Origin of the sequence: Pseudomonas sp. PGPPP1 (genome assembly GCF_002255865.1) — a bacterium.
Classification (GTDB): Bacteria; Pseudomonadota; Gammaproteobacteria; order Pseudomonadales; family Pseudomonadaceae; genus Aquipseudomonas; species Aquipseudomonas cremoris.
The window spans coordinates 97,736-122,392 of sequence record NZ_NKIG01000014.1 but is presented as its reverse complement, the minus strand read 5'-3'; the positions used below and the strand labels follow the sequence as shown (position 1 = coordinate 122,392).

Genomic DNA, 24,657 nt, shown 5'->3' with positions numbered 1-24,657 from the left:
ATTCAAGTCACCACTTGGTACTGGAAGCGATCCGAACGGCTGGTGGACTGCGCCAGCTCCACCGGGTGGCCATCGCGATCGCGGGAAAGGGTGAATACGGTGAGGGCCGGCAAGTGCCGAGGCATCATCAGCAGCGCGGCTTCATCACGATTGGGCAAGCGCGCACCGATCAGGCTGTGGGTGCGGGTCAGCGGCAAGTCACGTTCGCGCAGGTACTGGCGCAAGGAACCGCCGGTGTAGTCGGCCAGCAACGGCGCGCGGCTGGCGCAGTAGCGATGGCGGATCAGGCTGACGGGCTGGTGGTCGAGCTTGCGCAGGGTTTGCAGCTCGATCATCGGCGCCATCTCGGCGATGCCCAGTTGCAGCGCCTCGTCGCGGCTGGCGTAGCAGTAGCGACGCTTGAGCAACACCGCCTCGACGCCAACGCCCTGGGCCGACAATGACTGGCTGTAGGACGTCTCGGCGCCCATCGGGTAGATCAGCGGGCGGTCAAGCACCTGGGTGCCCTTGCCTTGGCGGCGCAACAGGCTGCCTTCGAACACCAACTCATCGATGGCGCGGCGCAACGTGTGACGGTTGACGCCAAAGCGCTCGGCCATGTGCACCTCGCCGGGCAGGAACTCGCCGGCGCTGTAGCTGGCCAGTTCACGGCGCAGGATATCCGCGAGCTCGCGGTACACCGGTTCTTCTTGTCTAGACAACTGCATGCTTAAAAAAAGCGCCTCGCGGGCACCCCTCCGTCGTCAGATGAACTGCTTGCGCAGGCGTTGGGACAGCACGTCGATACAACTCACCACCACGATGATCACCAGCAGCACCGCGCAGGTCTGGACGAATTGGAAAGCGCGGATGTTTTCCCACAGCATCACGCCGATCCCGCCCGCGCCGACCATGCCCACCACCGTGGCCGAGCGCACATTGGCTTCGAAGCGGTACAGCGCATAGCTCACCCACAGCGGCATGACTTGAGGGATCACGCCGTAGATCACTTCTTGCAAGGCACTGGCACCGGTGGCGCGCACGCCCTCAACGGGGCCTGGGTCGATGGCTTCGACGGCTTCGGCAAACAGCTTGGCGAGCACGCCGGTGGTGCTGATCCACAACGCCAGGACACCGGCGAATGGACCGAGGCCGACGGCGACCACAAACAACATGGCGAACACCATTTCATTGATCGAGCGGAACGCGTCCATCACGCGGCGCAGCGGTTGGTGCACCCACCACGGGGTGATGTTGTCGGCGCACAAGATGCCCAGCGGCACCGAGCAGACAATCGCCAACACCGTGCCCCACAAGGCGATCTGCACGGTGACGATCATCTCCTTCAGGTAGGAGCGCCACTCGTGGAAGTCCGGCGGGAAGAAGTCGGCGGCGAAGGTCGCCATGTTTCCCGAGTCGCGGTACAGCGCCAGCGGGTTCATTTCCGCGCCGTGCCAGGCCCAGGCCAGCAGGACCAGGAACAGGCCCCAGCCGAGGTATTGCGGCCAGGTGCGTTTGCCCACGGCTTCAGCGTGCAGAGTTGTCATGGTGGTCCTCGATCTGAATGTGGGAGCGGGCTTGCCTGCGATGGCGGTCTGTCAGTCACAAATGTGCTAGCTGATACACCGCTATCGCAGGCAAGCCAGCTCCCACAGGGGTTAGCCGTTTGCTGCCGTTTTCTTGTCGAGCTCAGAGATGCGTTGCTGCAGCTTCGCCAGGTCGGCATCGATATCGGCGAGCTTCTTGGCCTTGTCCGCCGCTTCCAGCTTGTCGTCGGCACTGATGGTGGTGCGCTGCTTGAACAGCTCCAACTGGCGGATCGGCAATAACTGGTCGTCGTTGGAGGCGAGGAATTTGCCCAGCTGCATGTTCTTCAACACCGCCTTCTCTTCATCGGTGTCGCCGTAGTGGGCGAAGAAATCGCGGATCTTGGTTTTCTCGCTGTCACTCAGCGCCTTGCTCCACACCATCGGGTCGGCAGGGATCAACGGCGACTTCCAGATCACTTTGAGCATGGCGGCCTTGTCTGGCTGGGTGACTTCCAGGCGTTCCCAGCTTTCGGTGTTGAAGGTCGCGACGTCCAACTGCCCCTTGGCCACGCTCAAGGCGTTCACTTCATGGCTAGAGTTGAGGGTGCGTTTGAACGCGGTGGCGGCATCGACATTGTTCTTGGCGAACACGTAGTAACCGGGCACCAGGTAGCCCGAGGTGGAGTTCGGGTCACCGTTGCCAAAGGTCAGGTTCTTGGCGTTCTTGAGCATGTCGTCGACGTTGTTGATCGGGCTGTCCTTGCGCACGATCAGCACGCTCCAGTAACCGGCGGCACCGTTGGCTGCAGCGGTCTGGGCAAAGATCTCGCCGTTGGAGCGGTCCACCGCTTCCATCGCCGCCTTGTTGCCGAGCCAGGCCACATCGACCTTGTTAAAGCGCATGCCCTGGATCAGGCCGGCATAGTCGGAGGCGAACGTAGCGTTGATAGTCAGGCCGGTCTTCTTGTGCATGTCATCCAGAAACGGCTGCCAGATGCTCTTGAGGTTCTGCGAAGACTCGGTGGACATGATGCCGAAGTTGATCGCCTTGTCCGCCGCCTGGGCATTGCCCATCGCGACACTGGCCAGCAACACCGCAGACAGAAAAACGTGACCGATACGGTTCAACATGGAATGGATTCCTGTGGGTCGTGGGTAGGGTTTCAAGCGCGCGCCAGGGCCAGCCGAGGGGTGACTTCGGTACGACGGGTCTGGTCGGAAAACATCAGGCTGGTGTCCACATCGGCACCGTACAAATCATTGAGGAAGTGACTGCTCATGGCGCTGCCCTGCCCGTCGAAATGAATGCGCCCACCTTTGAGCGCCACGGCTCGAGGGCAATAGCGCATGGCGTAATCGACTTGATGCAGGGTCACCACCACGGTCTTGCCGTCGCGGCGGTTGATGTCGGCGAGGATCTCCATGACCTTGCGCGCCGACTCCGGGTCCAGGGAGGCGATGGGTTCGTCGGCGAGGATCACTTCAGCACGCTGGGTCAACGCCCGGGCAATCGCCACGCGCTGCTGCTGGCCGCCGGACAAGGTGGATGCACGTTGCGCGGCCAGGTCGGCCAGGCCCACGCGGGCCAGGGATTCCAGGGCGAACGCCTTCTCTTCTGCATTGAACAAGCCCAGGTTGCCGCGCCAGCGCGGCATGCGGCCCAGGCAACCGAGCAGCACGTTGTCGAGCACGCTCAGGCGGTTGACCAGGTTGAACTGCTGGAAGATGTAGCCAATGTCTGCGCGCAGCCGCCGCACCTTGCCATTCAAGCGGCCACTGGCCTGCACCTCCCGGCCCAGCACCTTGACGCTGCCACCGTTGCCCTTGTCGCAACACGCCAGGCCCGCCAAGTGGCGCAGCAACGTGGACTTGCCGGAACCGGAAGCGCCGATCAGCGCGACCATCTCGCCGGCGGCAATGGTGAGTTCGAGGTCGACCAACGCGGATTTCTTCGCAAAGGTCTTGTTCAAGTGATCGACATGGATAGCGTGAGTCATGGGCTTCTCTGTCTTGTTTGAACAGCCGGGGATGGCTGCGGTTGAGTTCAAACGACAGTAGGCGCGGGCTGTGTCAGCCCTATGACTTGCACATGACTACAGGAGGGCGGTTGGATGAAGGTTTTATGAAAGGTTGGCGAGCGCCCGTACTGGGTGTACTGCCACAAGCGCATCGCATTGATTGGGCAAGATGCACTTGCGATTTTGCCGAACACGTCAGAACTTTTTCCTACGGACCATTCTTGATCCGTTACGCATTATGCCGAACGAGTTGTACGCAGGCAGGCATACCCCTACCGGGTTTCCATCCCCCGGTCGCCCCGCCTGTGTGCAACTCAACCTTCGTGTCCGTTCACCCCCTCACCCATGCAGGCAAGCACATGCCGAATCCAACACAAGAACAGATAAGGGATACCGCCCAAACCGAGGCAACCAAGGAGGACATGTTCTTCGCCACCTTGGCCGGCCTGGCTGGATTTCACGCCAGCATGTCGGCGATAGGTCTTGCCCGCAGTTATATGAAGGTCTGCGATAAAAGCGGGTTAAAGATGAACCCTTACTTTGTCCAGAACGGCAAATGCGGCCCTTCGCCGAAAACCGACAGGATGCTTGCCAACCGCAAGCTGAAGGGGTTGGGGGTCGCTGGAGTCCGGGTTGGGCTTGCGGCGGTGAGGCCGGCTATCGCGCCGATCCCAACGCCCCTGGGTACCGTCCTGCACACGTCGGCAGCCGCCTCGACGGGTGTGCATCTGCATAAGCTTTCCAAACTGCTTGGCGCCTACACACCCTTTGCAACCGGTGACGAGCAAATGGCAATGGCAGTCAAGTGGCTGCAACTGGCAATCGAAGTGAAGCTGCGAAAATTGGCGTTTCGAGGCACCGAAGCGGCACTGGCGACTACGTCGACGATTCTGTCGTTTACGGGTATTGGCCTCGTTGGGGCCCTACCGATCATCATGGTCAGCGTCCAACTTGAACTTGCCCGAATGGGTATCAGCAATAAATACGGCGTGCTGTGCAAGATCGCCGCGATGGAGTTGCAATGGGCGGCGTTTCTTGAAGTGAATGGCGACAGCGCAACGATGCCAACCATTAGTAATCCGCTGTTCCACCAAGGCGCGGATATCAAGGCGCTGGAACAACGCACGACCGTGCTCGGCGCGGCAATTACCCAACAAGCGCGCAGGCGCGGGCTCGACGCTCAAACAGGCCACAAAGGGTTGGGGCCCGCCACGCGAATCATCAAGGAAATCATGGCCAAGCACACGCTCCAGGGGCAGTTTGTGGCGGGGCATGACTACCTGGCGATGATCGACGAGCCAGCGGGTTGGAATGCGATTGCGGCCAAGCTGATGAACATTTGAAAAAAAGGCGACCCTAAGGTCGCCTTTTTTCATTGCGCGTACTTTTTGCTCAACCCCGGCGGCACGCCCTGCACATTGGTTTCTTCCCACGGGCCGTTCGGGCTGATGGAGCGGCTCCAGCCGTTGCTCCAGCGGTAGTAGGTGCGCTGGCGGTAGAAGGTGTCGGGCTGGTCGTCCAGCACGTAGACCTTCATGGTGCCGTCCCAGTGGCTGGCCGCGCCCGGTGGCGGGGCGAAGGTCGGCGACGAGGTAGGCACTGGTTTAGGCGGCGGAGTTACAGGGCCAGACGGTTTGGTGGTGGGCTGGGTCGACGGCCCCGACGGCGGGATGGTCGGGCCGGTTGGCGAAGGGGGTGGCCGATGGACCGCACAAGCGCTCAAGCCCAATACCAGGCTGAGCAGGGTGATGCGTGCGAATGCGGTCATGGGCGTTTCCTCGAAATTACTGGTCCGGACTGTCGATGGTCAGCTGCTGCAATGCAGGGGTGGTGCTGGCCAAGGGTTGGCTGCGGCCGATCCACTCACCAGCGGTCGGAAGACCGGCCCGGGATATGCGCGCAACCAGTTGGACTTCGGGGAAGTTCGACAGTTTCAACTGCGGCATCATCGCGTCGGCATCGCCCAGTTCGACGGTTATCGGCAAGTCGGCAACGGTCACGCGCTTGGCCGCCAGAGGCGCCGGCGGGCCGGCGACGGCGCGGGCAAAGATGAACACGCTGTCGCCCGGCAAGGATTTGGCCTTCACGTCGGCCGACAAATCCACGCGGACTTTCAGAACCGCCTTGGGTGCCTGGGCGACCGTGCCACCGCTCTCCTTGAGCTTTTCGGCAGCGCGGTCGATACCGCCTTGCAACGCGGCGCGGGAGCCGTCTTCCGGTGGTAACTGGGCCAACAGGCGATTCCAGTAGTCGATGGCCTCCTGATACCGCTGGCCTTCGAACGCGGCGATACCCAACAGGCCCAAGCTGGTGACTTCCTTCGGGTCGAGCTTCAGCGCTTCGTCCGTCAGGGCCTGCACCTTGGGCGACCACTGTTTGTTGTCGGCAAAGTACTGCGCCTGGGCCCATTGGCCGAGCAGCTCCGGCTGACGACCCGCCAACGCCACGGTGCGTTCAAACACCTTGGCTGCATCGGCAGAACGGTCCTGGGCCATGTAGGCGCGGCCGAGGAAGTACAGGCCTTCGGCGGAGTCCGGCTGCGCGGCAGCGGCGCGTTCCAGGCGGTGGGTCATGTCTTCCATGGACACCGGTGGCTGGGAGAATTCGCGGGTCAGTTCGACCTTGTCGCTGGCCCCGAAATGCAGGTACAGGGCAACGCCCAGCACGGGCACGAGGATCGCGGCGAACAACGGCAGCGGCTTGCCCAAACGCGATTCGCGGGGTTTTTCCACACCTTCGGTGTCGGCCAGCAATTCGCGGGCGGCTTCGGCGCGACCGGTGTCGAGCTGGGTGGCATTGAGCACGCCTTCGTCTTGCTGCACTTGCAGCTCGGCGACACGTTCTTGGTACAGCGCCACGTTCAGTGCGGTGCGGTCCTCTTCACGCTGGGCACGGCGCACGCGCAGTACAGGGATCAACAGGAAACTCAGGGCAATCAGTAGCAGCAACCCGGCTGCCAGCCAAAAATCAATCATCAGTCTTGGTGTCCAGCAATTGGTCGAGGCGTTTGCGCTCTTCAGGGGAAAGCGCGTCGGAACCATCGGTCGGTGTGGCGCGGCGACGGCGCACGATCACGGCCATCACCACCACGCCCGCCAGCAGCAGCCCGGCGGGGCCGAACCAGAGCAGCGCGGTCTTGCCGGTGAGCGCCGGTTTGTAGCGCACAAAATCACCGTAGCGGTCGACCATGAAGTCGATGATCTGCTGGTTGTCCTTGCCCTCCCCCAACATGCGGAAGATCTCTTTGCGCAGGTCGGCGGCAATCGGTGCGTTGGAATCGGCGATGTCCTGGTTCTGGCACTTGGGGCAGCGCAGTTCCTTGGTCAAGTCGCGGAAACGTTCACGTTCGGCATCGTTGGCAAATTCGTAGGTGTCGATGGCGGCGTGGGCAACACCGGCCAAGCCCAGGGCCAATACAGCGGCGGCTAACAGACGCTTCATGGCTTCGCCTCGTCGACCAGCGCCTGGTATTTGGCCGCGAGTTGCTCACGCCACACCACTTCGTCGATCACGCCGACGTACTTGTCACGGATCACGCCCTTGGCATCGATGAAGAAGGTTTCCGGCGCACCGTAGACGCCAAGGTTCAAGCCCAGGTTGCCGTCTTCATCACGGATATCCAACTGGTACGGGTTGTGGAACTCTGCCAGCCACTTCAAGGCGGCGGCGTTGTCGTCCTTGTAGTTGATGCCGTAGATCACCACGCCCTTCTCGGCGAGTTTGTTCAGTACCGGGTGCTCGACGCGGCAGGAGATGCACCAGGTGCCCCACACGTTGACCAGCGCCGGCTTGCCCAGCAGGTCGGCCTGGGTCAGGGTCTTGTCACCCTGCACCGTCGGCAGGCTAAAGGCGGGGAACGGCTTGCCGATCATCGCCGAGGGCAACTCGGCCGGGTCCAGATACAAGCCGCGATACAGGAACACTGCCACCACCAGGAACAACGCCAGTGGCACAACCATCAACCAACGCTTCATACCGCCGCTCCCTGCAGGCCGAGGGCTTCACGCACCCGGCTCTTGACCTTGACCCGATACCGCCGATCCAGCGCGGCCAGCAACCCACCAAAACCGGTGAGCAAGCCGCCGAACCAGATCCAGCGCACAAACGGCTTCACATGCACGCGTACCGCCCAGGCGCCATCGCCCAACGGTTCACCCAACGCAACATAGAGGTCGCGGGTGAAACCGGCGTCGATGCCGGCTTCGGTCATCATCGAGCTTTGCACGGTGTACAGCCGTTTTTCCGGGTGCAGCACGGCCACTTCCTTGCCGTTGCGCACCACGCGCACGGTGCCTTTGTCGGAGGTAAAGTTAGGCCCTTCGAAGTGCTTGGCACCTTCGAAGATGAAGTGGTAACCGGCCAGGTCCATGGACTCGCCCGGTGCCAGGCGCAGGTCGCGCTCGGCACTGTTTTGGCTGGACAACACCACGCCCAGCGCGCACACGGCGATACCGATGTGGGCGATCTGCATGCCCCAGTAGCTGCGGGTCAGGCTTGGCAGACCTTTGATCAAACCTTTGTGGCGCGTCTTGTCGACGATATCGCGCGCACCGGCCAACAACACCCAGGCCGCCAACAGGAAGGTGGCCAGCACCGCCCAGTTGAAATCGCCGTAGGCAATACCGGCGATCACCGCCAGCGCCACACTGCCCAGCAGGACCGGCATGAGCATGCCCACCAGCCATTTCACCGGAGTGTCTTTCCAGCGCACCAAAACACCGACTGCCATCACCACCATCAGCAGGCCCATCAGCGGGATGAACAACGCGTTGAAGTACGGCGGGCCTACCGACAGCTTGGCGCCGCTCAGGGCATCCAGCACCAACGGGTAAAGGGTGCCGAGCAGAATCATCGAAGCGGCCACCACCAGTACCAGGTTATTGCCCAGCAACAGGGTTTCCCGCGACCACAGGTTGAAGCCGACCTGGCTCTTGACCACCGGCGCGCGCAAGGCGAACAGGGTCAAGGAACCGCCGACCACAAACAGCAGGAAGATCAAGATGAACACGCCGCGCGCAGGGTCGGACGCGAACGCATGTACCGAGGTCAATACGCCCGAACGCACGAGGAAGGTGCCAAGCAGGCTGAGGGAAAACGCCGCGATGGCCAGCAATACGGTCCAGCTCTTGAACACGCCGCGTTTTTCGGTGACGGCCAGCGAGTGAATCAGCGCCGTGCCCACCAGCCAAGGCATGAAGGAGGCGTTTTCCACCGGGTCCCAGAACCACCAGCCGCCCCAGCCGAGTTCGTAGTAGGCCCACCACGAACCGAGGGTGATGCCGATACCGAGGAAGGCCCAGGCAACGATGGTCCACGGCCGCGACCAGCGCGCCCAGGCGGCATCAAGACGCCCGCCGAGCAGTGCGGCGATGGCGAAGGCGAAGGCCACGGAGAAACCGACGTAGCCCATGTACAGCATCGGCGGGTGCACGATCAGGCCGATGTCTTGCAGCAGCGGGTTGAGGTCATGCCCATTCGCAGGGATCTGCGGCAGGATGCGGCTGAACGGGTTGGAGGTCATAATCAGGAACAGCAAGAAACCGATGCTGATCATGCCCATCACCGCCAGCACCCGTGCCAGCATCACTTGCGGCAATTGGCGCGAGAACACCGACACCGCGAAGGTCCAGCCGCCGAGGATCAACGCCCACAGCAGCAGCGAGCCTTCGTGAGCGCCCCACACGGCGCTGAACTTGTAGTACCAGGGCAAGGCGGTGTTGGAGTTGTTGGCCACATAGGCGACGGAAAAATCGTCGGTCATGAAGGCGTAGGTCAGACAGCCGAAGGCGAACAGCAAAAACGCAAACTGCCCCCAGGCGGCCGGCTGCGCCAGGCTCATCCACAGGCGGTCACCGCGCCAGGCACCGAGCAGCGGCACCACGGCTTGCACGACGGCAAAACACAGGGCGAGGATCATCGCCAAGTGACCCAGTTCCGGAATAAACAGTGCGGACGTCATCACTTAACCCTCCTTGGCAGGCGTTGGCGCGGACTGGCCGCTGTCCTTGAGCGCCTTGGTGACTTCCGGCGGCATGTATTTTTCATCGTGCTTGGCCAGCACTTCATCCGCCACCACCACGCCCTCGGCGTTGAGTTTGCCCAGGGCGACGATGCCCTGGCCTTCGCGGAACAGGTCCGGGAGAATGCCGCGGTAGGTGATGGTCACGGCCTTGTTGAAGTCGGTGACCACGAAGGTCACGTCGAGAGAATCGGAAGAACGTTTGAGCGAGCCCTTCTCCACCATGCCGCCAGCACGGATGCGCGTGTCCAGCGGCGCTTCGCCGTTGGCGATCTGGGTCGGGGTGTAGAACAGGTTGATGTTCTGCTGCAGGGCGCTCAAGGCCAGGGCCACGGCAATGCCGACGCCGGCCAGGATGGCAAGGATGATCAACAGACGCTTTCTACGCAGCGGATTCACTTTTCGGTCTCCCGGCGCAGACGACGCGCCTCTTGTTGCAGGTAACGCTTGCGGGCCAGGATCGGCGCGGCGACGTTGAGGGCCAGCACCGCCAGGCAGATGCCGTAGGCCGTCCAGACATACAGGCCATGGTGGCCCATGGCGAGAAAATCACTGAAAGAAGCAAAACTCATCCGCGCGCTCCCAGGCTGCTTTGCACTTCGGCCTTGACCCAACTGGCGCGGGCTTCACGCTTGAGCACTTCAAGGCGCATGCGCATCAACAGCACAGCACCGAAGAAGCAGTAGAACCCCAGCACCATCAACAGCAACGGTGCCCACATTTCCACGGGCATCGCCGGTTTTTCGGTGAGGGTGAAGGTGGCGCCCTGGTGCAGGGTGTTCCACCACTCCACCGAGTATTTGATGATCGGGATGTTGATCACGCCAACAATCGCCAGCACCGCGCAGGCCTTGGCGGCGCTGTCACGATTACTGATCGCATTGCCCAGGGCAATCAGACCGAAGTACAGGAACAGCAGGATCAACATGGACGTTAGTCGCGCATCCCACACCCACCACGAACCCCAGGTCGGTTTGCCCCAGATGGCACCCGTGACCAGCGCCACGGCGGTCATCCACGCCCCGATGGGTGCGGCGCATTGCAAGGCCACGTCGGCCAGCTTCATCTTCCACACCAGGCCGACAATGCCGCACACGGCCAACATCACGTAGCAGGACTGGGCCAGCATCGCGGCGGGCACGTGGATATAGATGATGCGAAAGCTGTTGCCTTGCTGGTAGTCCGGCGGCGCGAAGGCCAGGCCCCAGACCAGGCCGATGCCGATCAGCAATACGGCGGCGACGCTCAACCACGGCAGCAGTTTGCCACTGATGCCGTAGAACCATTTGGGCGAGCCGAGCTTGTGAAACCAGGTCCAGTTCATTGCTGTTTCCATCACGGGTGCTGCTTGTCAGTGCAAGCAGCTTAGGGTCTTTACTGGCCAACAGTGCGTGGCCAGACCTCATTATTCGCCGACGCTGATCTTCAGGCCGGCCGCTATAGCAAAGGGTGTCAGGGTTACCGCCAGGGCGGTCAGGCTACCAAGCCACAAGAGGTAACCGGTCGCCGGCATGCCCATGAGCGCGGCTTGCAATGCACCGCTGCCCAGGATCAATACCGGGATATACAAAGGCAGAATCAACAGGGCCAGTAACAGGCCCCCACGCTTCAAGCCTACCGTCAACGCCGCCCCCACTGCGCCCAACAAACTGAGCACCGGCGTACCGAGCAACAGGCTCAGCAGCAGGATCGGCAGGCATTCGGTGGGCAGGCCCAACATCATCGCCAGCAGCGGCGAGAGCAAGACTAGCGCCAAGCCGGAAAAAGCCCAGTGTGCCAGTACCTTGGCCAGTACCAGTAGTGGCAGGGGGTGCGACGAAAGGACCCACTGTTCCAGGGAACCGTCTTCGAAATCACTGCGAAACAGCCCGTCCAGCGAGAGCAGAACCGATAAAAGTGCGGCGACCCACACCAGTCCCGGAGACAAGGTTTGCAACAGTTTAGTCTCGGGACCGACCGCCAACGGGAACAACGCGATGACGATGGCGAAGAACACCAGCGGGTTGGCCAACTCCGCCGGGCGACGGCACAACAGCCGCGCTTCGCGGGCGACCAGCAGGGCGAACACACTCATGCTGACCACCGGCCTAAATCAAGGTCGCGGTAGCCGACGGGCGTGCGATTGAGCGTGTGATGGGTGGTCAGCACGACCAGGCCGCCCCGCTCGCAGTGCTGGGCCAGGTGCTCTTCCAACTGGGCGACGCCTTGTTTATCGAGGGCAGTGAACGGCTCATCAAGTATCCACAACGGCGGGCCCGGCAAATACAAACGGGCCAATGCCACGCGGCGCTGCTGGCCAGCGGACAGGGTGTGGCAGGGAACGTCTTCGAAACCCTTGAGGCCCACGGCCGCCAGGGCCTGCCAGATGGCGTCACGGGAAGCCGGATGATGCAGGGCGCTGAGCCAGCTGAGGTTTTCTTCGGCGGTGAGCACGTCCTTGATGCCGGCGGCGTGGCCGATCCACACCAGGTTGCGCGCCAGTTCGGTACGTTGTTCGTTCAGCGGCTTGCCGTTGAGTCGAACCTCACCGGCCGTCGGCTGCATCAACCCGGCCAGCAGGCGCAGCAAACTGGTCTTGCCGCTGCCGTTGGGGCCGCTGACCTGCACCATGTCGCCGCCCGCCAGCCGCAGTTCGAGGTGTTCGAACAGCAGGCGCAGGTCGCGTTCACAGGAGAGCGCTACGGCTTCAAGAAGAGGGCTGGTCAAAAGATCGCGGGCCTTTACGGTTCAAGTCGACGGTGCAGCGGCCGTTAAAGAGAAATGCACAATAACGGCTTTGGCGACCGATTTTAGAGAGCTGGATCAAATAGTTGTGTTGTTTTTAGCGCTCTCTTTGCAGACGGGCGGCATTATACATGCGATGCCCTACTCTAAAGAGGGCAATTTCCTTCGAGACGACGCGCGCGATGACCGGTGAGATCAACCTTCCTACGCTTCCACCCGCTCCGGCGGCCGGGCCTGCCCCGCTGCCCCCGACCGGTGAATTGCTGAAACTGCTGGAGCCGCAAATCGGCCTGATCGAGCCGGGGAAAACCGCGAACGCCGAAGTGATCGCCCTGAAACAAGGCGGTGAAGCCTTTCAGCTGTTGCTCAAGTTGACCCTAGACGGCGGCCGTCAGACGTTGGTGCAGGCCAGCAGCGCGCAACCCTTGCCACTGGGCAGCAATGTGGCAGTGAGCCAAACGCCTGCGGGCAACCTCACACTCACCCTGCAGCAAGCCTTGAGCGCCAATGTGGCCGCCCTCACCCGTATCGACACCACCCAGATGCCGGTGGGCACGTTGCTGCAGGCCAAGGTACTGACCACCCAGATGCTGCCCCAGGGCACGGCGCAACCGGCGATCTACCGCTCGTTGGTGACGGTGCTCAACAACGCCTTGGCGGGCGCAACCCTGACCGTGGAAAGCCCACAACCGTTGCGGGTGGGCAGTTTGCTCAGCGCCGTGGTGCAAAACGCGCAAACCCTGAATTTTGTGCCGCTGAGCGGGCTCAAGGATCAACTGGCCGTCACCCAGCAACTCGCCACCCAGCAAAGCCGCCAAGGCTCCCTGGACGCGGTGTTCACCGCCTTGCAAAACCTGCCACGTGGCGACAGCACGTCGGCCGACCTGCGCGCAGCCGCCGACCGCTTGCTCGCCGCCCTGCCCGACCTGGCGCAAGTCAGCAACCCCAAGGTATTGGCGCAGGTGGTGCAGAACAGCGGCGCGTTTCTCGAGGCCAAGCTGCTCGCCGGGCAAAACCCTGGGGTTCCGCCGCTGGATATGAAAGGCGCCCTGCTGCGCCTGGTCGCCGACTTGCTGCCCGCCCTACCCACCAGTACCAACCTGAATGCGATCCTGGCCGCCAATACCCTGGCCCAGGTGCTGCCCAACTTTGTGCGCAGCCCGTTGAACACCCTTGGCCAGGTCAGCGCCCGCCAGGCACCTGCTGGCTTCCCGCTGCCTGAACGGCTAATGGCGAAACTCGAGGGCGAAGGTGACCTGGAAAACCTGCTGCGCCTGGCCGCCGGTGCCATCTCGCGCCTGCAAAGCCACCAGCTGTCGAGCCTGGAACAGACTAGCACCACCGCCGACGGTCGCCTGCAAACCACCTGGCAGCTGGAAATCCCCATGCGTACGTTGCAAGACATCGTGCCGCTGCAGGTCAAGTTTCAACGCGAGGAGCCGGCGCCGGACAAAGACCAGCCCGAACGCAAGGACCGTAAAGACCCCAAGCAAATGCTCTGGCGCGTCGAACTGGCCTTCGACATGGAGCCGCTGGGGCCGTTGCAGGTCCAGGCACAGTTGAGCCAGGGCAAGTTGTCGAGCCAGCTGTGGGCGACGCGCGCATTCACCGCGAGTCTGATCGAAAGCCACTTGGGCAACTTGCGGGAACGCTTGGTGACCTCGGGTATCAACGTCGGCGACCTCGACTGCCACCTCGGCACCCCGCCACGCGGGCCAAAAACCGGACTGGAGCAACGCTGGGTGGATGAAACCGCATGAAGAACCCAACCCCGCCACGCCAGGCGATTGCCCTCAAGTACGACGGCCAGCAAGCGCCCACGCTAACGGCCAAGGGCGACGACGCGCTGGCCGAGGCGATCCTGAAACTGGCACGGGAAAATGAGGTGCCGATCTATGAGAATGCCGAGTTGGTGAAGCTGCTGGCGCGCATGGAACTGGGGGACAGCATTCCCGAAGAGCTGTACCGCACGGTGGCGGAGATCATTGCGTTTGCCTGGACACTGAAGGGCAAATTCCCGGTGGGGTATGACCCGGATGCGGGGCCGGTGGAGCGGGACGTGACGGCGCGTGGGGACGATTACTGAGCAGTCCATGCCAAACACAAATCCAAATGTGGGAGCTGGCTTGCCTGCGATAGCGGTGTGTCAGTCAACACATGGATGACTGTTAAAAAGCTATCGCAGGCAAGCCAGCTCCCACAGGGGATTTGTGCTTAGTTCAATACCTCATTTAGCGGGATGAAGTTGACTCGGTCGCCAACCCCCAACGTCGTGCCTTCCAACACCTCCACAAACCCTTCCGCCCACGCTGCACTGCGCAGCACGCCGGAGCTTTGGTTGCGGTAGATGATCGCCTTGCCCTGCTCGATACGCCCACGCAGGTATTCGCGGCGGTTGCCCGGCTTGGGCCATTCGAACCCCACCGGCACTTCGAAACGCAACGGCTCGACGTCCGTCACACCTTGGCGACGCAGCAGATAGGGCCGCGCCAGCAGCGCAAAGGTCACCAGCGTCGAGGCCGGGTTGCCCGGCAGGCCGATCACCGGCACACCGCGAAAATGCCCAAAGGTCAGCGGCTTGCCGGGTTTGATCGCGAGTTTCCACAGCGCCAGCTCGCCTTCTTCGCGCAGGGCAATACCAAGGAAGTCCGCCTCGCCCACCGACACACCGCCCGTAGACAAGATCAGGTCGACACTGCCCAGGTCCCCCAGGCGAGTGCGGGTCTGCTCCAGGTCATCGGGCAAGATGCCGGCGTCGATCACTTCGCAGCCCATGCGTTCAAGCCAGGAGCACAACACGCGACGGTTGCTGTTGTAGATTTGGCCGGGACCCAGCGGCAGGCCCGGTTCGATCAGCTCGTCACCGGTGGACAGCACCGCCACACGCGGGCGGCGTATGACATCCAGGCGGTCGTGGCCGAGGGAGGCGGCAAGGCCGAGTTCAATCGGGCCCAGGCGCGTGCCGGCCGTGAGCACCAACTCGCCGACGGTGGTTTCCTGGCCTTGAGGGCGGATGTTCTGGTCGACGTGCAATGGCTCGGTGAAGCTCACACGCTCGTCGGCGTGGACCACGGCGTTTTCCTGCATTTCCACACAGTCGGCGCCTTCGGGGACCGGCGCACCGGTGAAGATGCGCGCACAGGTACCGGCGGCCAAGGGCTGCGGCGCCTGCCCGGCGAAGATGCGCTGGCTGACCACCAGCGGCTCACCGCTCCAGTCCGCCACGCGCAGGGCGTAACCGTCCATGGCGCTGTTAGGCCAGGGCGGCAGGTCGAGGGTGGACACCAAATCTTGCGCCAACACGCGGCCATCGCAATCAGCCAAGGGCAAGGCGTGCTGATCGCGGATCGGCGCGGCGGCGGCCATGTCCAGCAACTGTTGCAACGCCTGCTCTACCGGGATCAACGCACCGGTCTTGCCGGGCTTACCCACGGGATTCACAGGGTTGCGCCTGTTTCAAGTGCGGCACGAAGTTGCACGGGCGGTGGCGGTTGTCCAACTGCTCGGCGAGGATGCCGTCCCAACCGGTGCGCACCGCATTGGTGGAACCCGGCAGGCAGCACACCAGCGTGCCGTTCGCCAAGCCAGCCAGGGCGCGGGATTGCACGGTGGACGTGCCGATATCGGCCACGGAGATCTGGCGGAACAGTTCGCCGAAACCGTCGACTTGCTTGTCCAGCAGGCAACTCACGGCTTCCGGCGTGCTGTCACGACCGGTGAAGCCGGTGCCGCCGGTGATCAGCACCACCTGCACCACGTCTTCGGCGATCCAGTGGGCGACTTGGGCGCGAATCTTGTAGAGGTCGTCCTTGAGCAACACGCGCTCGGCCAGGTTGTGGCCGGCAGCGGTGAGGCGGTCGACGAAGACCTGGCCCGAGGTATCGGTGTCCAGGGTGCGGGTGTCGCTGACGGTCAATACAGCGATATTCAGGGGTACGAAGGGCGCATCAGCCTTGGCTTTCATGGCACGGTCCGGTTGTCGAAGAAACAGGCCGGTGTTATATCACAGGGCCCTATTTGCCTGCCGCAGCGGAACCGCCATGCCCTTCGATTCTTCGCCCCAGCCCTGTTCAATCCTGCTGCTGGCCGGTGGTCGCGGCCAACGCATGGGCGGCCAGGACAAAGGCCTGCTGCACTGGCAGGGCGAGCCCCTGATCGCCCACTTGCAGCGTCTAACCCGGCCACTCACGGATGACCTGATCATTTCGTGCAACCGCAATCATGAGCACTACGCCGCTTATGCCGACCAACTGGTGAGCGACGACAGCCCGGACTTTCCCGGCCCACTCGCCGGTATCCGTGCGGGACTTGCCGCTGCACGCCATGGGCACCTGCTGATCCTGCCGTGCGATGTACCCAACATCGATGCCGGACTGCTGGCCGAGCTGCGTAAGACCGCGCAACGCAACCCGCAGTTGCCGGTGATGGTGCGCCACGGCGAGTTCTGGGAGCCGCTGATTTGCATCCTCCCCACCGCCCTGAGAGACGCAGTGGAACAGGCCTGGAGCGCTGGCGAGCGCAGCCCGCGCAAGATCTTCCTGCAACTGGGCAGCGTAGGCCTTACGTGTTCGGCGGATGACCCGCGACTGGCCAACCTGAACACACCCGAGCTGTTACTCCCCAGGCCGGGCGTGTCAGAATGAACCTCGCACCCGGAACTTTGTCGGCGCCTCGCGCGTCACAAGGTCAGCATTTCAAAAGAATTCTTTCGGAGACAACACCATGACTCAACGGACCATCGCCGCTCTCATGCTTGCACTGGGCCTCGCCACCCTCGCCGGTTGCGCCTCGCCTACAGTGATCACCCTGAATGACGGTCGCGAAATCCAGGCCGTCGACACCCCTAAATTCGACAAGGATTCGGGCTTCTACGAGTTCGAACAACTGGACGGCAAGCAGACCCGTATCAACAAGGATCAGGTCCGCACCGTTAAAGACCTGTAAGTCTTAGCGTTTGCCACCAAGGCCTGCCTCGCGCGGGCCTTGTCGTTTGCGGGGTTTACCAGTCGAGCGTGATTGCACTGCGGAAACTGCGCTCCTCACCGCTGACCGGATCGACGAAGCGCACGCCCTGGGCCAGCAATTTTAGCGGGTTGGCGTAGTCGTCCACGGCATCCTTGATCACGTCGGGATAAAACGGGTCGTTGCAGATACTCGCCCCCAACGCCGTCATATGCACCCGCAACTGGTGTTTCTTGCCAGTCACCGGGAACAGGCCATAGCGCCACAGCTCGCCCTTTTTCTCACGCACCTCTACCGCCGTTTCGGTGTTGCTGGCGCCAGCGCCTTCCTGCATGCGAAAGAACGGCTCGCCATCCACCAGGCGACTTTTGTGCACCAATGGAAACGTCAGGCCCGGTAGGGCCGGAGCGATGGCTTCGTAGAATTTGTCGATCTTGCGCGTAGGAAACAACTGCTGATACGCCGAACGGCTTGCCGGATTGGCCGAGAACAACACCAGCCCCGCCGTATGCCGGTCGATGCGGTGCAACGGCACCAGCGCAGGGTTGTCCAGGCGGCGGATCAGGCGGCGCAACAGGGTTTGCTCCACGTATTCACCGGCAGGCGTCACGGGCAGGAAATGCGGTTTGTCGGCGACCACCAGGTGTTCATCGGCATACAGGATGGTTTCCTGCACCGGAATCACTTTTTCGTTCGGCACTTCGCGAAAGTAATAGATGCACAGGCCTTCCTTGTAGACCAGGCCGAGGCTGATGGGGTTGCCGTTGATGTCCAGCACACGGCCACGGGCAACGCGGTCCAGCCAATGCTCACGACTGATCGCCGGAAAGTGATCGCACAGGCAATCGAGCACCGTCGCCCACGGGCCTGGTGGCAGGTACAAGGTGCTGGCTTGATGCTCGGAGGCGATAAAAACGGAAGTGGACATGCGTAAAGCCTGGAGAAAACCGGCGGGCATTATCCCGCATGGTTCAGGCCTTGGCCAATTGCGCCCGCAATACCGGCGAAGCACTGGCGGCCTCGGTGAATTCCTTGAGCCAGCGCAGCACGTCCACCGCTTCCCAGCGGCCAGGGTCGTACAACGCGTACAACAAGCCCTGGTAACCCACCACATCCAGCTGCTTGTGGTAACCGGCGCGCTGGAACAGCGCCTCGATCTCCGCAAAGCAGGTATTGAAGTGCACTTTGTTAAAGGGCGTCTTGCCTTCCGTGACCAGGCCATCAAGGCGCAGCTCGTTCACCGCGTCGCGCACGACATCGGCGGACATGCGATTGACGCTGCTTTTGAGTTGTTCAACATTCACCACGGGCGTTCCCTCTATTCAATCGCTGTACAAACATACAGTAACGTAATATTTGGAAACCCGCCATCACGCAAACGTCAGAGCAGGAAGGACACCACTTGTTCGGTGTCGAACGGCCAGCCCAATTCGGCGCCGGTATCGACCCGGCGAAGCACCGGGATCCGCAGGCCGTAGGCCTCGAACAGGGCCTCCGAATCGGCGATATCTACCAACTCAACCAACAAGCCGTGTTCGACCAACGGCATGATTTCTTCCTCGGCGAGTTCACATAAATGGCAGCCCAAAGTGGTAAACAACTGGCATTCAGGAGGCATGACAAAGTGACCTGATGGAAAGTAGGCCATTATTCTAAGCCCAACGAAAACCCGTGGCGAGGGAGCTGGCTGTAGCGAGGAACAGTCTCGCCCCGTGCAGGCCCCACAATAATCCTGACCCAGATCACCATGGCCTATAACTGATTCAGCGATTCTCGCGGCTTTTTGTCTGCCCCCTGCAATGGAGATGCGTGTGTTTGCCAACCTGCTGATCATTCTGGCGTCATCCCTGGTGGTGATTGCGCTGTTTCGCCGGCTGCAATTGCCGCCTGTGCTCGGCTACCTGTGCGTCGGCCTGGCCGTGGGGCCCACCGCCCTCGATTGGGTAAATGACAGCGAAGAATTGCCCGACCTCGCCGAACTGGGCGTGGTGTTCCTGCTGTTCTCCCTGGGTCTGGAGTTCTCCCTGACCAAGATGCTCGCCCTGCGCCGCGTGGTGTTTGGCCTGGGCAGCCTGCAGGTGCTGGGCTGCGGGGTGCTGCTGGGCGTGCTGTTGATGATCCTGGGGGTGGCGCCAGGCATCGCCTTGCTGCTGGGCGCGGGACTGGCGTTGTCCTCCACCGCCATCGTCAGCAAGGAGCTGACCAGCCTCGGCGAGATTTTCAGCAGCCATGGCCAGAATGCGATTGGCGTGCTGCTGTTCCAGGATGTGGTGGCCGTGTTGCTGCTGACGCTGGTACCGGTATTTGCCGGCACGGGCGATCAGGCCTGGTATTGGGCGCTGCCGCTGACCCTGGGCAAAACCGTGGTGCTGTTTGTCGGCCTGTTGTTTGCCAGCCGCTGGTTGTTGCCGCGCTTGTTTCATGAAGTGGCGGCATCCCATTCGGCCGAGCTGTTTGTGCTGCTGGCATTGGTGATTGTTTTGCTGACTGCGTGGCTCACACACCTGCTGGGACTGTCCCCTGCCCTCGGCGCCTTCCTGGCCGGCATGCTGTTGGGAGAAAGTCATTACCGGCATCAGATCGAGGCGGACATTCGCCCGTTTCGCGACATTCTGCTGGGGCTGTTTTTCGTCAGCATCGGCATGCTCATCGACCTGCAACTGTTCGTCAGCCACAGCCTGTTGATTCTCGGCCTGACCCTCACCTTGATGCTGGTCAAAGGCTGCGTGGTGGCCGCGCTGGTCAAGTGGCGCGGCAGCGACAGCGAAACCGCCTGGCGCAGCGGTTTGGCCCTGGCCCAGGGCGGCGAGTTCTGCTTTGCGCTGATGGCGCAGATGCAACAGAGCCGGCTGATCCCGGACGAGTTCAACGGCTTGCTGCTCGCCGCTACCTTTTGCTCGATGTTGCTCACACCGTTGCTGCTGCGCGCCGCACCGGGCATCGCCCTGCGCCTGCACCGCAAGCCCAATCAGCAGGTGCAACTGGATGAAATCACCGCACTCAACGCCGAACTGCGGGGGCACGCAGTGATCTGCGGCTACGGCCGTGTCGGGCAATCCATCGGGCGTTTTCTGCGCCGCGAGCAACAGGCGTTTATCGCACTGGATGACGACCCGGAACGGGTGCAGGAAGCTGCCACCGAGGAGAGCAGCGTGCATTACGGTGACTGCCGTCGCGGTGCGCTGCTCAGTGCGGTCGGCCTTGAGCGCGCGCGGTTAGTGGTGATCGCCGTGGACAACACCGATGTGGCGCTGGTGGTGTTGAAGGAGGCGCGAAGGATCAACCCTGAGGTGCCGATCCTGGTGCGTACCCGCGATGACAGCCAATTGGCTGAGTTGAAAGCGGCGGGCGCCAGCGAAGTGGTGCCCGAGCTGCTGGAGTCGAGCCTGATGCTCGCCTCCCACGCACTAGTCCTGCTGGGCCTGCCGGAGCAACAGGTGCAGGCGCGCGTCGACGAAGTACGGCACAACCGCTACCGCCTGCTGCACGGTTTTTACCCACAGGCAGAGCCGCCGGTCAATCCTGACTGACCGCGCCGATCTTGTGGATCGACAGGTCTGCGCCGTAATACTCCTCCTCCTGGCTCAGGCGAAGCCCGTGCACGCGCTTGATCACGCCGTACACCAACAGGCCGCCGCCCAGCGCCACTACCACGCCCAGGCCTGTGCCGATCAACTGGCTGATCAAGCTGACGCCGCCCAGGCCGCCCAGCGCGGTCTGGCCGAAGATCCCGCAGGCAATGCCGCCCCACACGCCGCACAGGCCGTGCAAAGGCCACACGCCGAGCACGTCATCGATCTTCCAGCGGTCCTGGGCTGCGATAAAGCACCATACAAACAAAGCACCGGCAACGGCGCCCGTGACCAGCGCGCCCACTGGGTGCATCAGGTCAGAGCCGGCGCAAATCGCAACCAGCCCGGCCAATGGGCCGTTGTGCAGGAAGCCAGGGTCATTACGACCGATGATCAGCGCCGCAACCGTGCCACCGACCATCGCCATCAGCGAATTGACCGCCACCAGACCACTGACGCCGTTCAGGGTTTGCGCGCTCATTACGTTAAAACCAAACCAGCCGACAATCAGAATCCACGACCCCAAGGCCAGGAACGGGATGCTCGACGGCGCAAACGCTACCAGCCGCCCTTCGCGGTAGCGCCCGTTGCGCGGGCCCAGCAACAGCACCGCCGCCAGCGCCAGCCAACCGCCCATGGCGTGCACCACCACGGAACCGGCGAAGTCATGGAAGCTGGCGCCGAACGTCGCCAGCAACCAGGCTTGCAAGCCGAAATTACCGTTCCACACCATGCCTTCGAAAAACGGGTAGATAAACGCTACGATCAACGCGGTAGCGCACAACTGCGGAACAAAACGTGCACGCTCGGCGATGCCGCCGGAGATGATCGCCGGGATCGCCGCTGCAAAGGTCAGCAGAAAGAAAAACTTCACCAGGCCATAGCCATGATCGGCGCTGATCACTGCCGCCGGTTGCATGAAGCTGACGCCGTAGGAGATCCAATAGCCTATAAAGAAATAGGCCAAGGTGGAGATGGCGAAGTCGCTGAGGATCTTCGACAGTGCGTTGACCTGGTTCTTCTGGCGCACGGTGCCGACTTCCAGGAACGCGAAACCGGCGTGCATGGCCAGGACCATGACCGCACCGATCAAGATAAACAGGGTATTGGAGCTGTGGACGAGGGTGTCCACTGCACTTTGCAAATTTTCCATGGAGGTTGGCAGGCCTGCAATAAAGGCAAAAAGCACCAAAGCGGTTCAAGCCAGGGTTTCGCGCACTAATTTGGCACCACCGGTCCCACCCCTCTGCAGTGGGCGTGAACCGCTTTAGCGCAGCGATCAACACAAAAGGCTGTTGCCGATAGGGTTTTTCCGCGAATTTCAGTTATTTGGGGTAAGGTTTTTAAAGGCTTCCTGCCCGACCGCCCGGATTCAGCGCATCCCTCAGGGCACGCGCACCAAGGCAAAGCAAAAGCTGTACCAGACAATTGCACTGAACCTTCACCGATGCCGGTGACTCGAAAACAAATGTAAAGATCAGCCAATCACGGAGATAACCATGGCCAGAAGAACTGCAAAGACTGCTCAAGAAATACTGCTGGCGGATTTTCAAACCCTGGTCAGTGACACCGAAAAACTGCTGGATGACACCAAGGTGTTGGCCGGGGACCAGGCCGACGAGCTGCGGACCAAGATCCATGACAGCCTGCTAAAGGCCCGTGAAACCCTGCAACTGACCGAAGACTCCCTGCGCGAACGCGGCCAAGCGGCCGTCACCGCCACCGAAGACTACGTGCAGGCCAACCCCTGGCAGTCGGTGGGTATCGCCGCCGGCGTGGGCTTTTTGATCGGCCTGCTGGCTACAAGGCGCTAACCCTATGTCTATCGGCGAAACCGGCTCGTCTACGGGCACAACCTCAAGGCGTCTGGGCGCAGCCGTGCTGGGCTTGCTGCACAGCCACGTCGAACTGTTTGGCATCGAACTGCAGGAACAGAAGGCACGCACCGTCAGCCTGTTGCTGTTCGCCGGCCTGGCGCTGGTGTTTGCGCTGTTGCTGCTGGTGGGGTTGTCGACCTTGGTAATGATCCTGGTGTGGGACACCGGCTACCGTCTTACGGGGATCATTTGCCTCTGCGTGTTCTACACCCTGGCCGCAGCGTTTTGCGGAGTGCGTTTGAAAGCGGCGGTATTCGATGAATCCACGCCGTTCCACGCCACTCTCGAAGAGCTGGCCAATGACCGGGAGCGCCTGCTGCCATGAGCCTGACTGAGATGCCGAAAAACACGTCACGGCGGGAAATGCGCAAGGCGCTCATCCGCCTGCGCATGGAAATGCACCGTCAAGAGATCCGCCACGAGTCTCAGCAACTGCTGGTGCCGCTGACCAAGGTGCGCAACCTGGGTCAAAACTGGCAGGACAGCCTGGGCATCAAGCACGCGCCGCTGTGGGGCGTGGCCGCGGTCACCCTGATGGGCTTTTTTACCGGCAAGGGCGCCAAGGGCGGCAGTATCAGCAGCCTGACCCGCCTGGTACGGCTCGGTGCCGGCCTAATCCCGCTGATCAAATTGGCCATGCAGGGTACGTCGCGCAAAAGTTGAGCCTGACTGGCTGCATTCTTGCTAACAGAATCGGCCCGGCCCTTGTTTTGAGGCCGGGCCTTTTTTTCGCCACCTCTCTTAAGGAGGCCCTGTGATCGACGGGCAACCGCTCGCCTGCTTCCAGCCGTTTATCGACACGGCCACTGGCCGTATCGCCGGCGTCGAGGCTCTCGGCCGCCTGCGCCAGGCTGACGGCCGCTTGCAGTCTGTAGGCCCATTGTTCGCCGACCCACGGACCCCAAGTGTGACCTTGCGCCGCCTCGACCGGCAGATTCGCGACAACGCCTTGAGCCGCTTGCATGAAGCTCCCGAAGATTGGTTCCTGAGCCTGAACATCTCACCGCGCTGGATCAACCGGCTGCGCCCGGGCCAGGCACTGCCGAGCCTCAAGCAGATTCACAACCACGGGGTGGACCCGCGGCGCATCGTGTTCGAGATCACCGAACTGGGCGGCGATATCCGGCGTTTGGCGGATGTAGTGGCGCGTTACCGTGAGGCCGGCGCGCGTATCGCCATCGATGACTTCGGCGCAGGTTATTCCCAGTTGGACCGAGTGCTGGCGTTGCAGCCGGACATTCTCAAGCTGGACATGCGCCTGTTCCAGGAAGCTGCGCGGGGCGGGCCGAGCAGTGAGGTGGTACGAGCGCTGGCACAGATGGCCGAGAAGACGGGCTGCTGGATCATCGCCGAAGGCGTGGAAACCGAAGCGCAGTTGAGCTTTGCCCTGGAGTGCGGCTCGCGTTATGTACAGGGTTATCTGTTTGCACAGGCGCAGCTGGATTGGTTCGCCGCCGACGCTTTCGTGCCACGCTTTGCCGAACTGCGCGGCGAATACGTCCAGCAAAAACTGGCGGAGCGAGGGCGAGTCATGCACTTGCGGGAACAATTGGCCGAGCTGATGAACATCCTGCAAGCCTGGGCCCAGGCTCAGGCACCACTGAGCCAGTTACCCCAACTGCCGGCCTTTCCCTGGCTGCTGCGGTTTTACCAATGCGACCCCCATGGCACCCAACTGACCCCCAACTTCGAGTGGCGCCAGGATGCCTGGCAGGCCGACAGCCGCTACCTGGGGCACAACTGGTCATGGCGCCCATACTTCTATCACCTGCTCGCCGAGGGCTGGGAAGAGCGACGCCTGACCCTGTCGTCGACCTACCGCGACGCAACGAGCAATCAGTACTGCCTCACCGCCGGACAATTCTTCGATAACGGTCAGCGCTTGCTGTTAATCGATATCGACGCCGCCGGGCTGTAGATTTTCGCTTGCCCAGGCCGCGCTGAACCGGGAAGCTGGGGGGGTCATTCACCGCACGG

Annotated in this window: 30 protein-coding genes; 10 read left to right on the top strand and 20 right to left on the bottom strand. The window is 62.1% G+C overall.

What is annotated here, in order from left to right; all coding sequences use genetic code 11:
* Positions 1–2: 2 nt before the first annotated feature.
* The 4 genes from phnF to phnC form a co-directional block, all read right to left on the bottom strand.
* On the bottom strand, positions 3–707 hold the full coding sequence (gene phnF / locus CFE47_RS17010) for a phosphonate metabolism transcriptional regulator PhnF (RefSeq protein WP_185708839.1): 705 nt from the start codon (positions 705–707) through the stop codon (positions 3–5).
* A 36-nt stretch (positions 708–743) separates the two neighbouring features.
* On the bottom strand, positions 744–1,526 hold the full coding sequence (gene phnE, locus CFE47_RS17005) for a phosphonate ABC transporter, permease protein PhnE (protein WP_286838713.1): 783 nt from the start codon (positions 1,524–1,526) through the stop codon (positions 744–746).
* Between the two features lie 111 nt (positions 1,527–1,637).
* A complete protein-coding gene (gene phnD / locus CFE47_RS17000; protein ID WP_286838711.1) occupies positions 1,638–2,639 on the bottom strand; it encodes a phosphonate ABC transporter substrate-binding protein in 1,002 nt (333 codons plus the stop codon).
* Between the two features lie 32 nt (positions 2,640–2,671).
* Positions 2,672–3,505, bottom strand: coding sequence for a phosphonate ABC transporter ATP-binding protein (gene phnC, locus CFE47_RS16995; protein WP_185708837.1), 834 nt, complete (start codon positions 3,503–3,505; stop codon positions 2,672–2,674).
* Positions 3,506–3,885: 380 nt separating this feature from the next.
* Between phnC and CFE47_RS16990 the strand changes: the two genes are divergently transcribed.
* Positions 3,886–4,869, top strand: a complete 984-nt coding sequence (locus CFE47_RS16990; protein ID WP_286838709.1) for a hypothetical protein — start codon at positions 3,886–3,888, stop codon at positions 4,867–4,869.
* 29 nt (positions 4,870–4,898) lie between these two features.
* On the opposite strand, the gene CFE47_RS16985 is transcribed toward CFE47_RS16990, so the two are convergent.
* The 10 genes from CFE47_RS16985 to ccmA form a co-directional block, all read right to left on the bottom strand.
* Positions 4,899–5,294, bottom strand: a complete 396-nt coding sequence (locus tag CFE47_RS16985) for a hypothetical protein (protein WP_286838707.1) — start codon at positions 5,292–5,294, stop codon at positions 4,899–4,901.
* A 16-nt stretch (positions 5,295–5,310) separates the two neighbouring features.
* Complete coding sequence (gene ccmI, locus CFE47_RS16980; RefSeq protein ID WP_286838705.1) at positions 5,311–6,501, bottom strand: c-type cytochrome biogenesis protein CcmI; 1,191 nt, start codon at positions 6,499–6,501, stop codon at positions 5,311–5,313.
* Positions 6,494–6,967 carry a cytochrome c-type biogenesis protein gene (locus tag CFE47_RS16975; RefSeq protein ID WP_185708833.1) on the bottom strand — a complete coding sequence of 158 codons (474 nt, stop codon included), beginning with the start codon at positions 6,965–6,967 and terminating at the stop codon, positions 6,494–6,496. Before CFE47_RS16975 ends, ccmI begins: the two co-directional genes overlap by 8 nt.
* The gene (locus tag CFE47_RS16970) at positions 6,964–7,500 is read right to left on the bottom strand and encodes a DsbE family thiol:disulfide interchange protein (protein WP_010211784.1); all 537 of its coding nucleotides are present in this window, start codon (positions 7,498–7,500) and stop codon (positions 6,964–6,966) included. The genes CFE47_RS16975 and CFE47_RS16970 overlap by 4 nt, the downstream gene beginning before the upstream one ends.
* Positions 7,497–9,485 (bottom strand): heme lyase CcmF/NrfE family subunit, encoded by a 1,989-nt coding sequence (locus tag CFE47_RS16965; protein ID WP_286838702.1) that lies wholly within the window; start codon positions 9,483–9,485, stop codon positions 7,497–7,499. Before CFE47_RS16965 ends, CFE47_RS16970 begins: the two co-directional genes overlap by 4 nt.
* 3 nt (positions 9,486–9,488) lie before the next feature.
* Complete coding sequence (gene ccmE / locus CFE47_RS16960) at positions 9,489–9,944, bottom strand: cytochrome c maturation protein CcmE (RefSeq protein WP_105698539.1); 456 nt, start codon at positions 9,942–9,944, stop codon at positions 9,489–9,491.
* Positions 9,941–10,117 (bottom strand): heme exporter protein CcmD, encoded by a 177-nt coding sequence (gene ccmD / locus CFE47_RS16955; protein ID WP_003172771.1) that lies wholly within the window; start codon positions 10,115–10,117, stop codon positions 9,941–9,943. Before ccmD ends, ccmE begins: the two co-directional genes overlap by 4 nt.
* On the bottom strand, positions 10,114–10,869 hold the full coding sequence (locus CFE47_RS16950; protein WP_286838699.1) for a heme ABC transporter permease: 756 nt from the start codon (positions 10,867–10,869) through the stop codon (positions 10,114–10,116). The genes ccmD and CFE47_RS16950 overlap by 4 nt, the downstream gene beginning before the upstream one ends.
* An 81-nt stretch (positions 10,870–10,950) precedes the next feature.
* Complete coding sequence (gene ccmB, locus CFE47_RS16945) at positions 10,951–11,619, bottom strand: heme exporter protein CcmB (RefSeq protein ID WP_017734375.1); 669 nt, start codon at positions 11,617–11,619, stop codon at positions 10,951–10,953.
* Entirely contained in the window at positions 11,616–12,251 is a 636-nt protein-coding gene (gene ccmA, locus CFE47_RS16940) for a cytochrome c biogenesis heme-transporting ATPase CcmA (RefSeq protein WP_286838697.1), read from the bottom strand. The genes ccmB and ccmA overlap by 4 nt, the downstream gene beginning before the upstream one ends.
* A 200-nt stretch (positions 12,252–12,451) precedes the next feature.
* On the opposite strand from ccmA, the gene fliK reads away from it, so the two are divergent.
* Positions 12,452–14,029, top strand: a complete 1,578-nt coding sequence (fliK, locus tag CFE47_RS16935; RefSeq protein WP_286838695.1) for a flagellar hook-length control protein FliK — start codon at positions 12,452–12,454, stop codon at positions 14,027–14,029.
* Entirely contained in the window at positions 14,026–14,355 is a 330-nt protein-coding gene (locus CFE47_RS16930; RefSeq protein WP_185708828.1) for an EscU/YscU/HrcU family type III secretion system export apparatus switch protein, read from the top strand. Before fliK ends, CFE47_RS16930 begins: the two co-directional genes overlap by 4 nt.
* Positions 14,356–14,483: 128 nt before the next feature.
* Here CFE47_RS16930 and CFE47_RS16925 read toward each other — a convergent pair whose 3' ends face one another.
* Complete coding sequence (locus CFE47_RS16925; RefSeq protein ID WP_286838691.1) at positions 14,484–15,710, bottom strand: molybdopterin molybdotransferase MoeA; 1,227 nt, start codon at positions 15,708–15,710, stop codon at positions 14,484–14,486.
* Positions 15,694–16,233, bottom strand: coding sequence for a molybdenum cofactor biosynthesis protein B (gene moaB / locus CFE47_RS16920; protein WP_286838688.1), 540 nt, complete (start codon positions 16,231–16,233; stop codon positions 15,694–15,696). The genes CFE47_RS16925 and moaB overlap by 17 nt, the downstream gene beginning before the upstream one ends.
* 76 nt (positions 16,234–16,309) lie before the next feature.
* Here moaB and mobA point away from each other — a divergent pair, with 76 nt between their 5' ends.
* Positions 16,310–16,912: a molybdenum cofactor guanylyltransferase MobA gene (gene mobA / locus CFE47_RS16915; RefSeq protein WP_286838685.1), complete on the top strand. Its 603-nt coding sequence runs from the start codon at positions 16,310–16,312 to the stop codon at positions 16,910–16,912.
* 79 nt (positions 16,913–16,991) lie between these two features.
* Positions 16,992–17,213, top strand: coding sequence for a YgdI/YgdR family lipoprotein (locus tag CFE47_RS16910; protein ID WP_016978480.1), 222 nt, complete (start codon positions 16,992–16,994; stop codon positions 17,211–17,213).
* 55 nt (positions 17,214–17,268) lie between these two features.
* Here CFE47_RS16910 and CFE47_RS16905 read toward each other — a convergent pair whose 3' ends face one another.
* The 3 genes from CFE47_RS16905 to CFE47_RS16895 all read right to left on the bottom strand — a co-directional run bounded on the left by CFE47_RS16905 (position 17,269) and on the right by CFE47_RS16895 (position 18,849).
* Positions 17,269–18,159 (bottom strand): pseudouridine synthase, encoded by an 891-nt coding sequence (locus tag CFE47_RS16905; RefSeq protein WP_286838682.1) that lies wholly within the window; start codon positions 18,157–18,159, stop codon positions 17,269–17,271.
* A 43-nt stretch (positions 18,160–18,202) separates the two neighbouring features.
* The gene (locus tag CFE47_RS16900; protein ID WP_003189932.1) at positions 18,203–18,538 is read right to left on the bottom strand and encodes a hypothetical protein; all 336 of its coding nucleotides are present in this window, start codon (positions 18,536–18,538) and stop codon (positions 18,203–18,205) included.
* Between the two features lie 74 nt (positions 18,539–18,612).
* On the bottom strand, positions 18,613–18,849 hold the full coding sequence (locus tag CFE47_RS16895; RefSeq protein ID WP_286838679.1) for a glutaredoxin family protein: 237 nt from the start codon (positions 18,847–18,849) through the stop codon (positions 18,613–18,615).
* A 187-nt stretch (positions 18,850–19,036) separates the two neighbouring features.
* Here CFE47_RS16895 and CFE47_RS16890 point away from each other — a divergent pair, with 187 nt between their 5' ends.
* A complete protein-coding gene (locus CFE47_RS16890) occupies positions 19,037–20,761 on the top strand; it encodes a cation:proton antiporter (RefSeq protein ID WP_286838677.1) in 1,725 nt (574 codons plus the stop codon).
* Here CFE47_RS16890 and CFE47_RS16885 read toward each other — a convergent pair.
* Positions 20,748–21,956 carry an ammonium transporter gene (locus CFE47_RS16885; RefSeq protein WP_286838675.1) on the bottom strand — a complete coding sequence of 403 codons (1,209 nt, stop codon included), beginning with the start codon at positions 21,954–21,956 and terminating at the stop codon, positions 20,748–20,750. The genes CFE47_RS16890 and CFE47_RS16885 overlap by 14 nt on opposite strands.
* Before the next feature lie 346 nt (positions 21,957–22,302).
* Between CFE47_RS16885 and CFE47_RS16880 the strand changes: the two genes are divergently transcribed.
* From CFE47_RS16880 to CFE47_RS16865, 4 genes are all read left to right on the top strand, one after another.
* The gene (locus tag CFE47_RS16880; RefSeq protein ID WP_185708820.1) at positions 22,303–22,617 is read left to right on the top strand and encodes an ElaB/YgaM/YqjD family protein; all 315 of its coding nucleotides are present in this window, start codon (positions 22,303–22,305) and stop codon (positions 22,615–22,617) included.
* 4 nt (positions 22,618–22,621) lie between these two features.
* Positions 22,622–23,005, top strand: a complete 384-nt coding sequence (locus CFE47_RS16875) for a phage holin family protein (RefSeq protein WP_033901397.1) — start codon at positions 22,622–22,624, stop codon at positions 23,003–23,005.
* Positions 23,002–23,343: a hypothetical protein gene (locus tag CFE47_RS16870; RefSeq protein WP_286838672.1), complete on the top strand. Its 342-nt coding sequence runs from the start codon at positions 23,002–23,004 to the stop codon at positions 23,341–23,343. The genes CFE47_RS16875 and CFE47_RS16870 overlap by 4 nt, the downstream gene beginning before the upstream one ends.
* 91 nt (positions 23,344–23,434) lie before the next feature.
* Positions 23,435–24,598 (top strand): EAL domain-containing protein, encoded by a 1,164-nt coding sequence (locus tag CFE47_RS16865; protein ID WP_286838671.1) that lies wholly within the window; start codon positions 23,435–23,437, stop codon positions 24,596–24,598.
* The last annotated feature ends 59 nt before the right edge of the window (positions 24,599–24,657 follow it).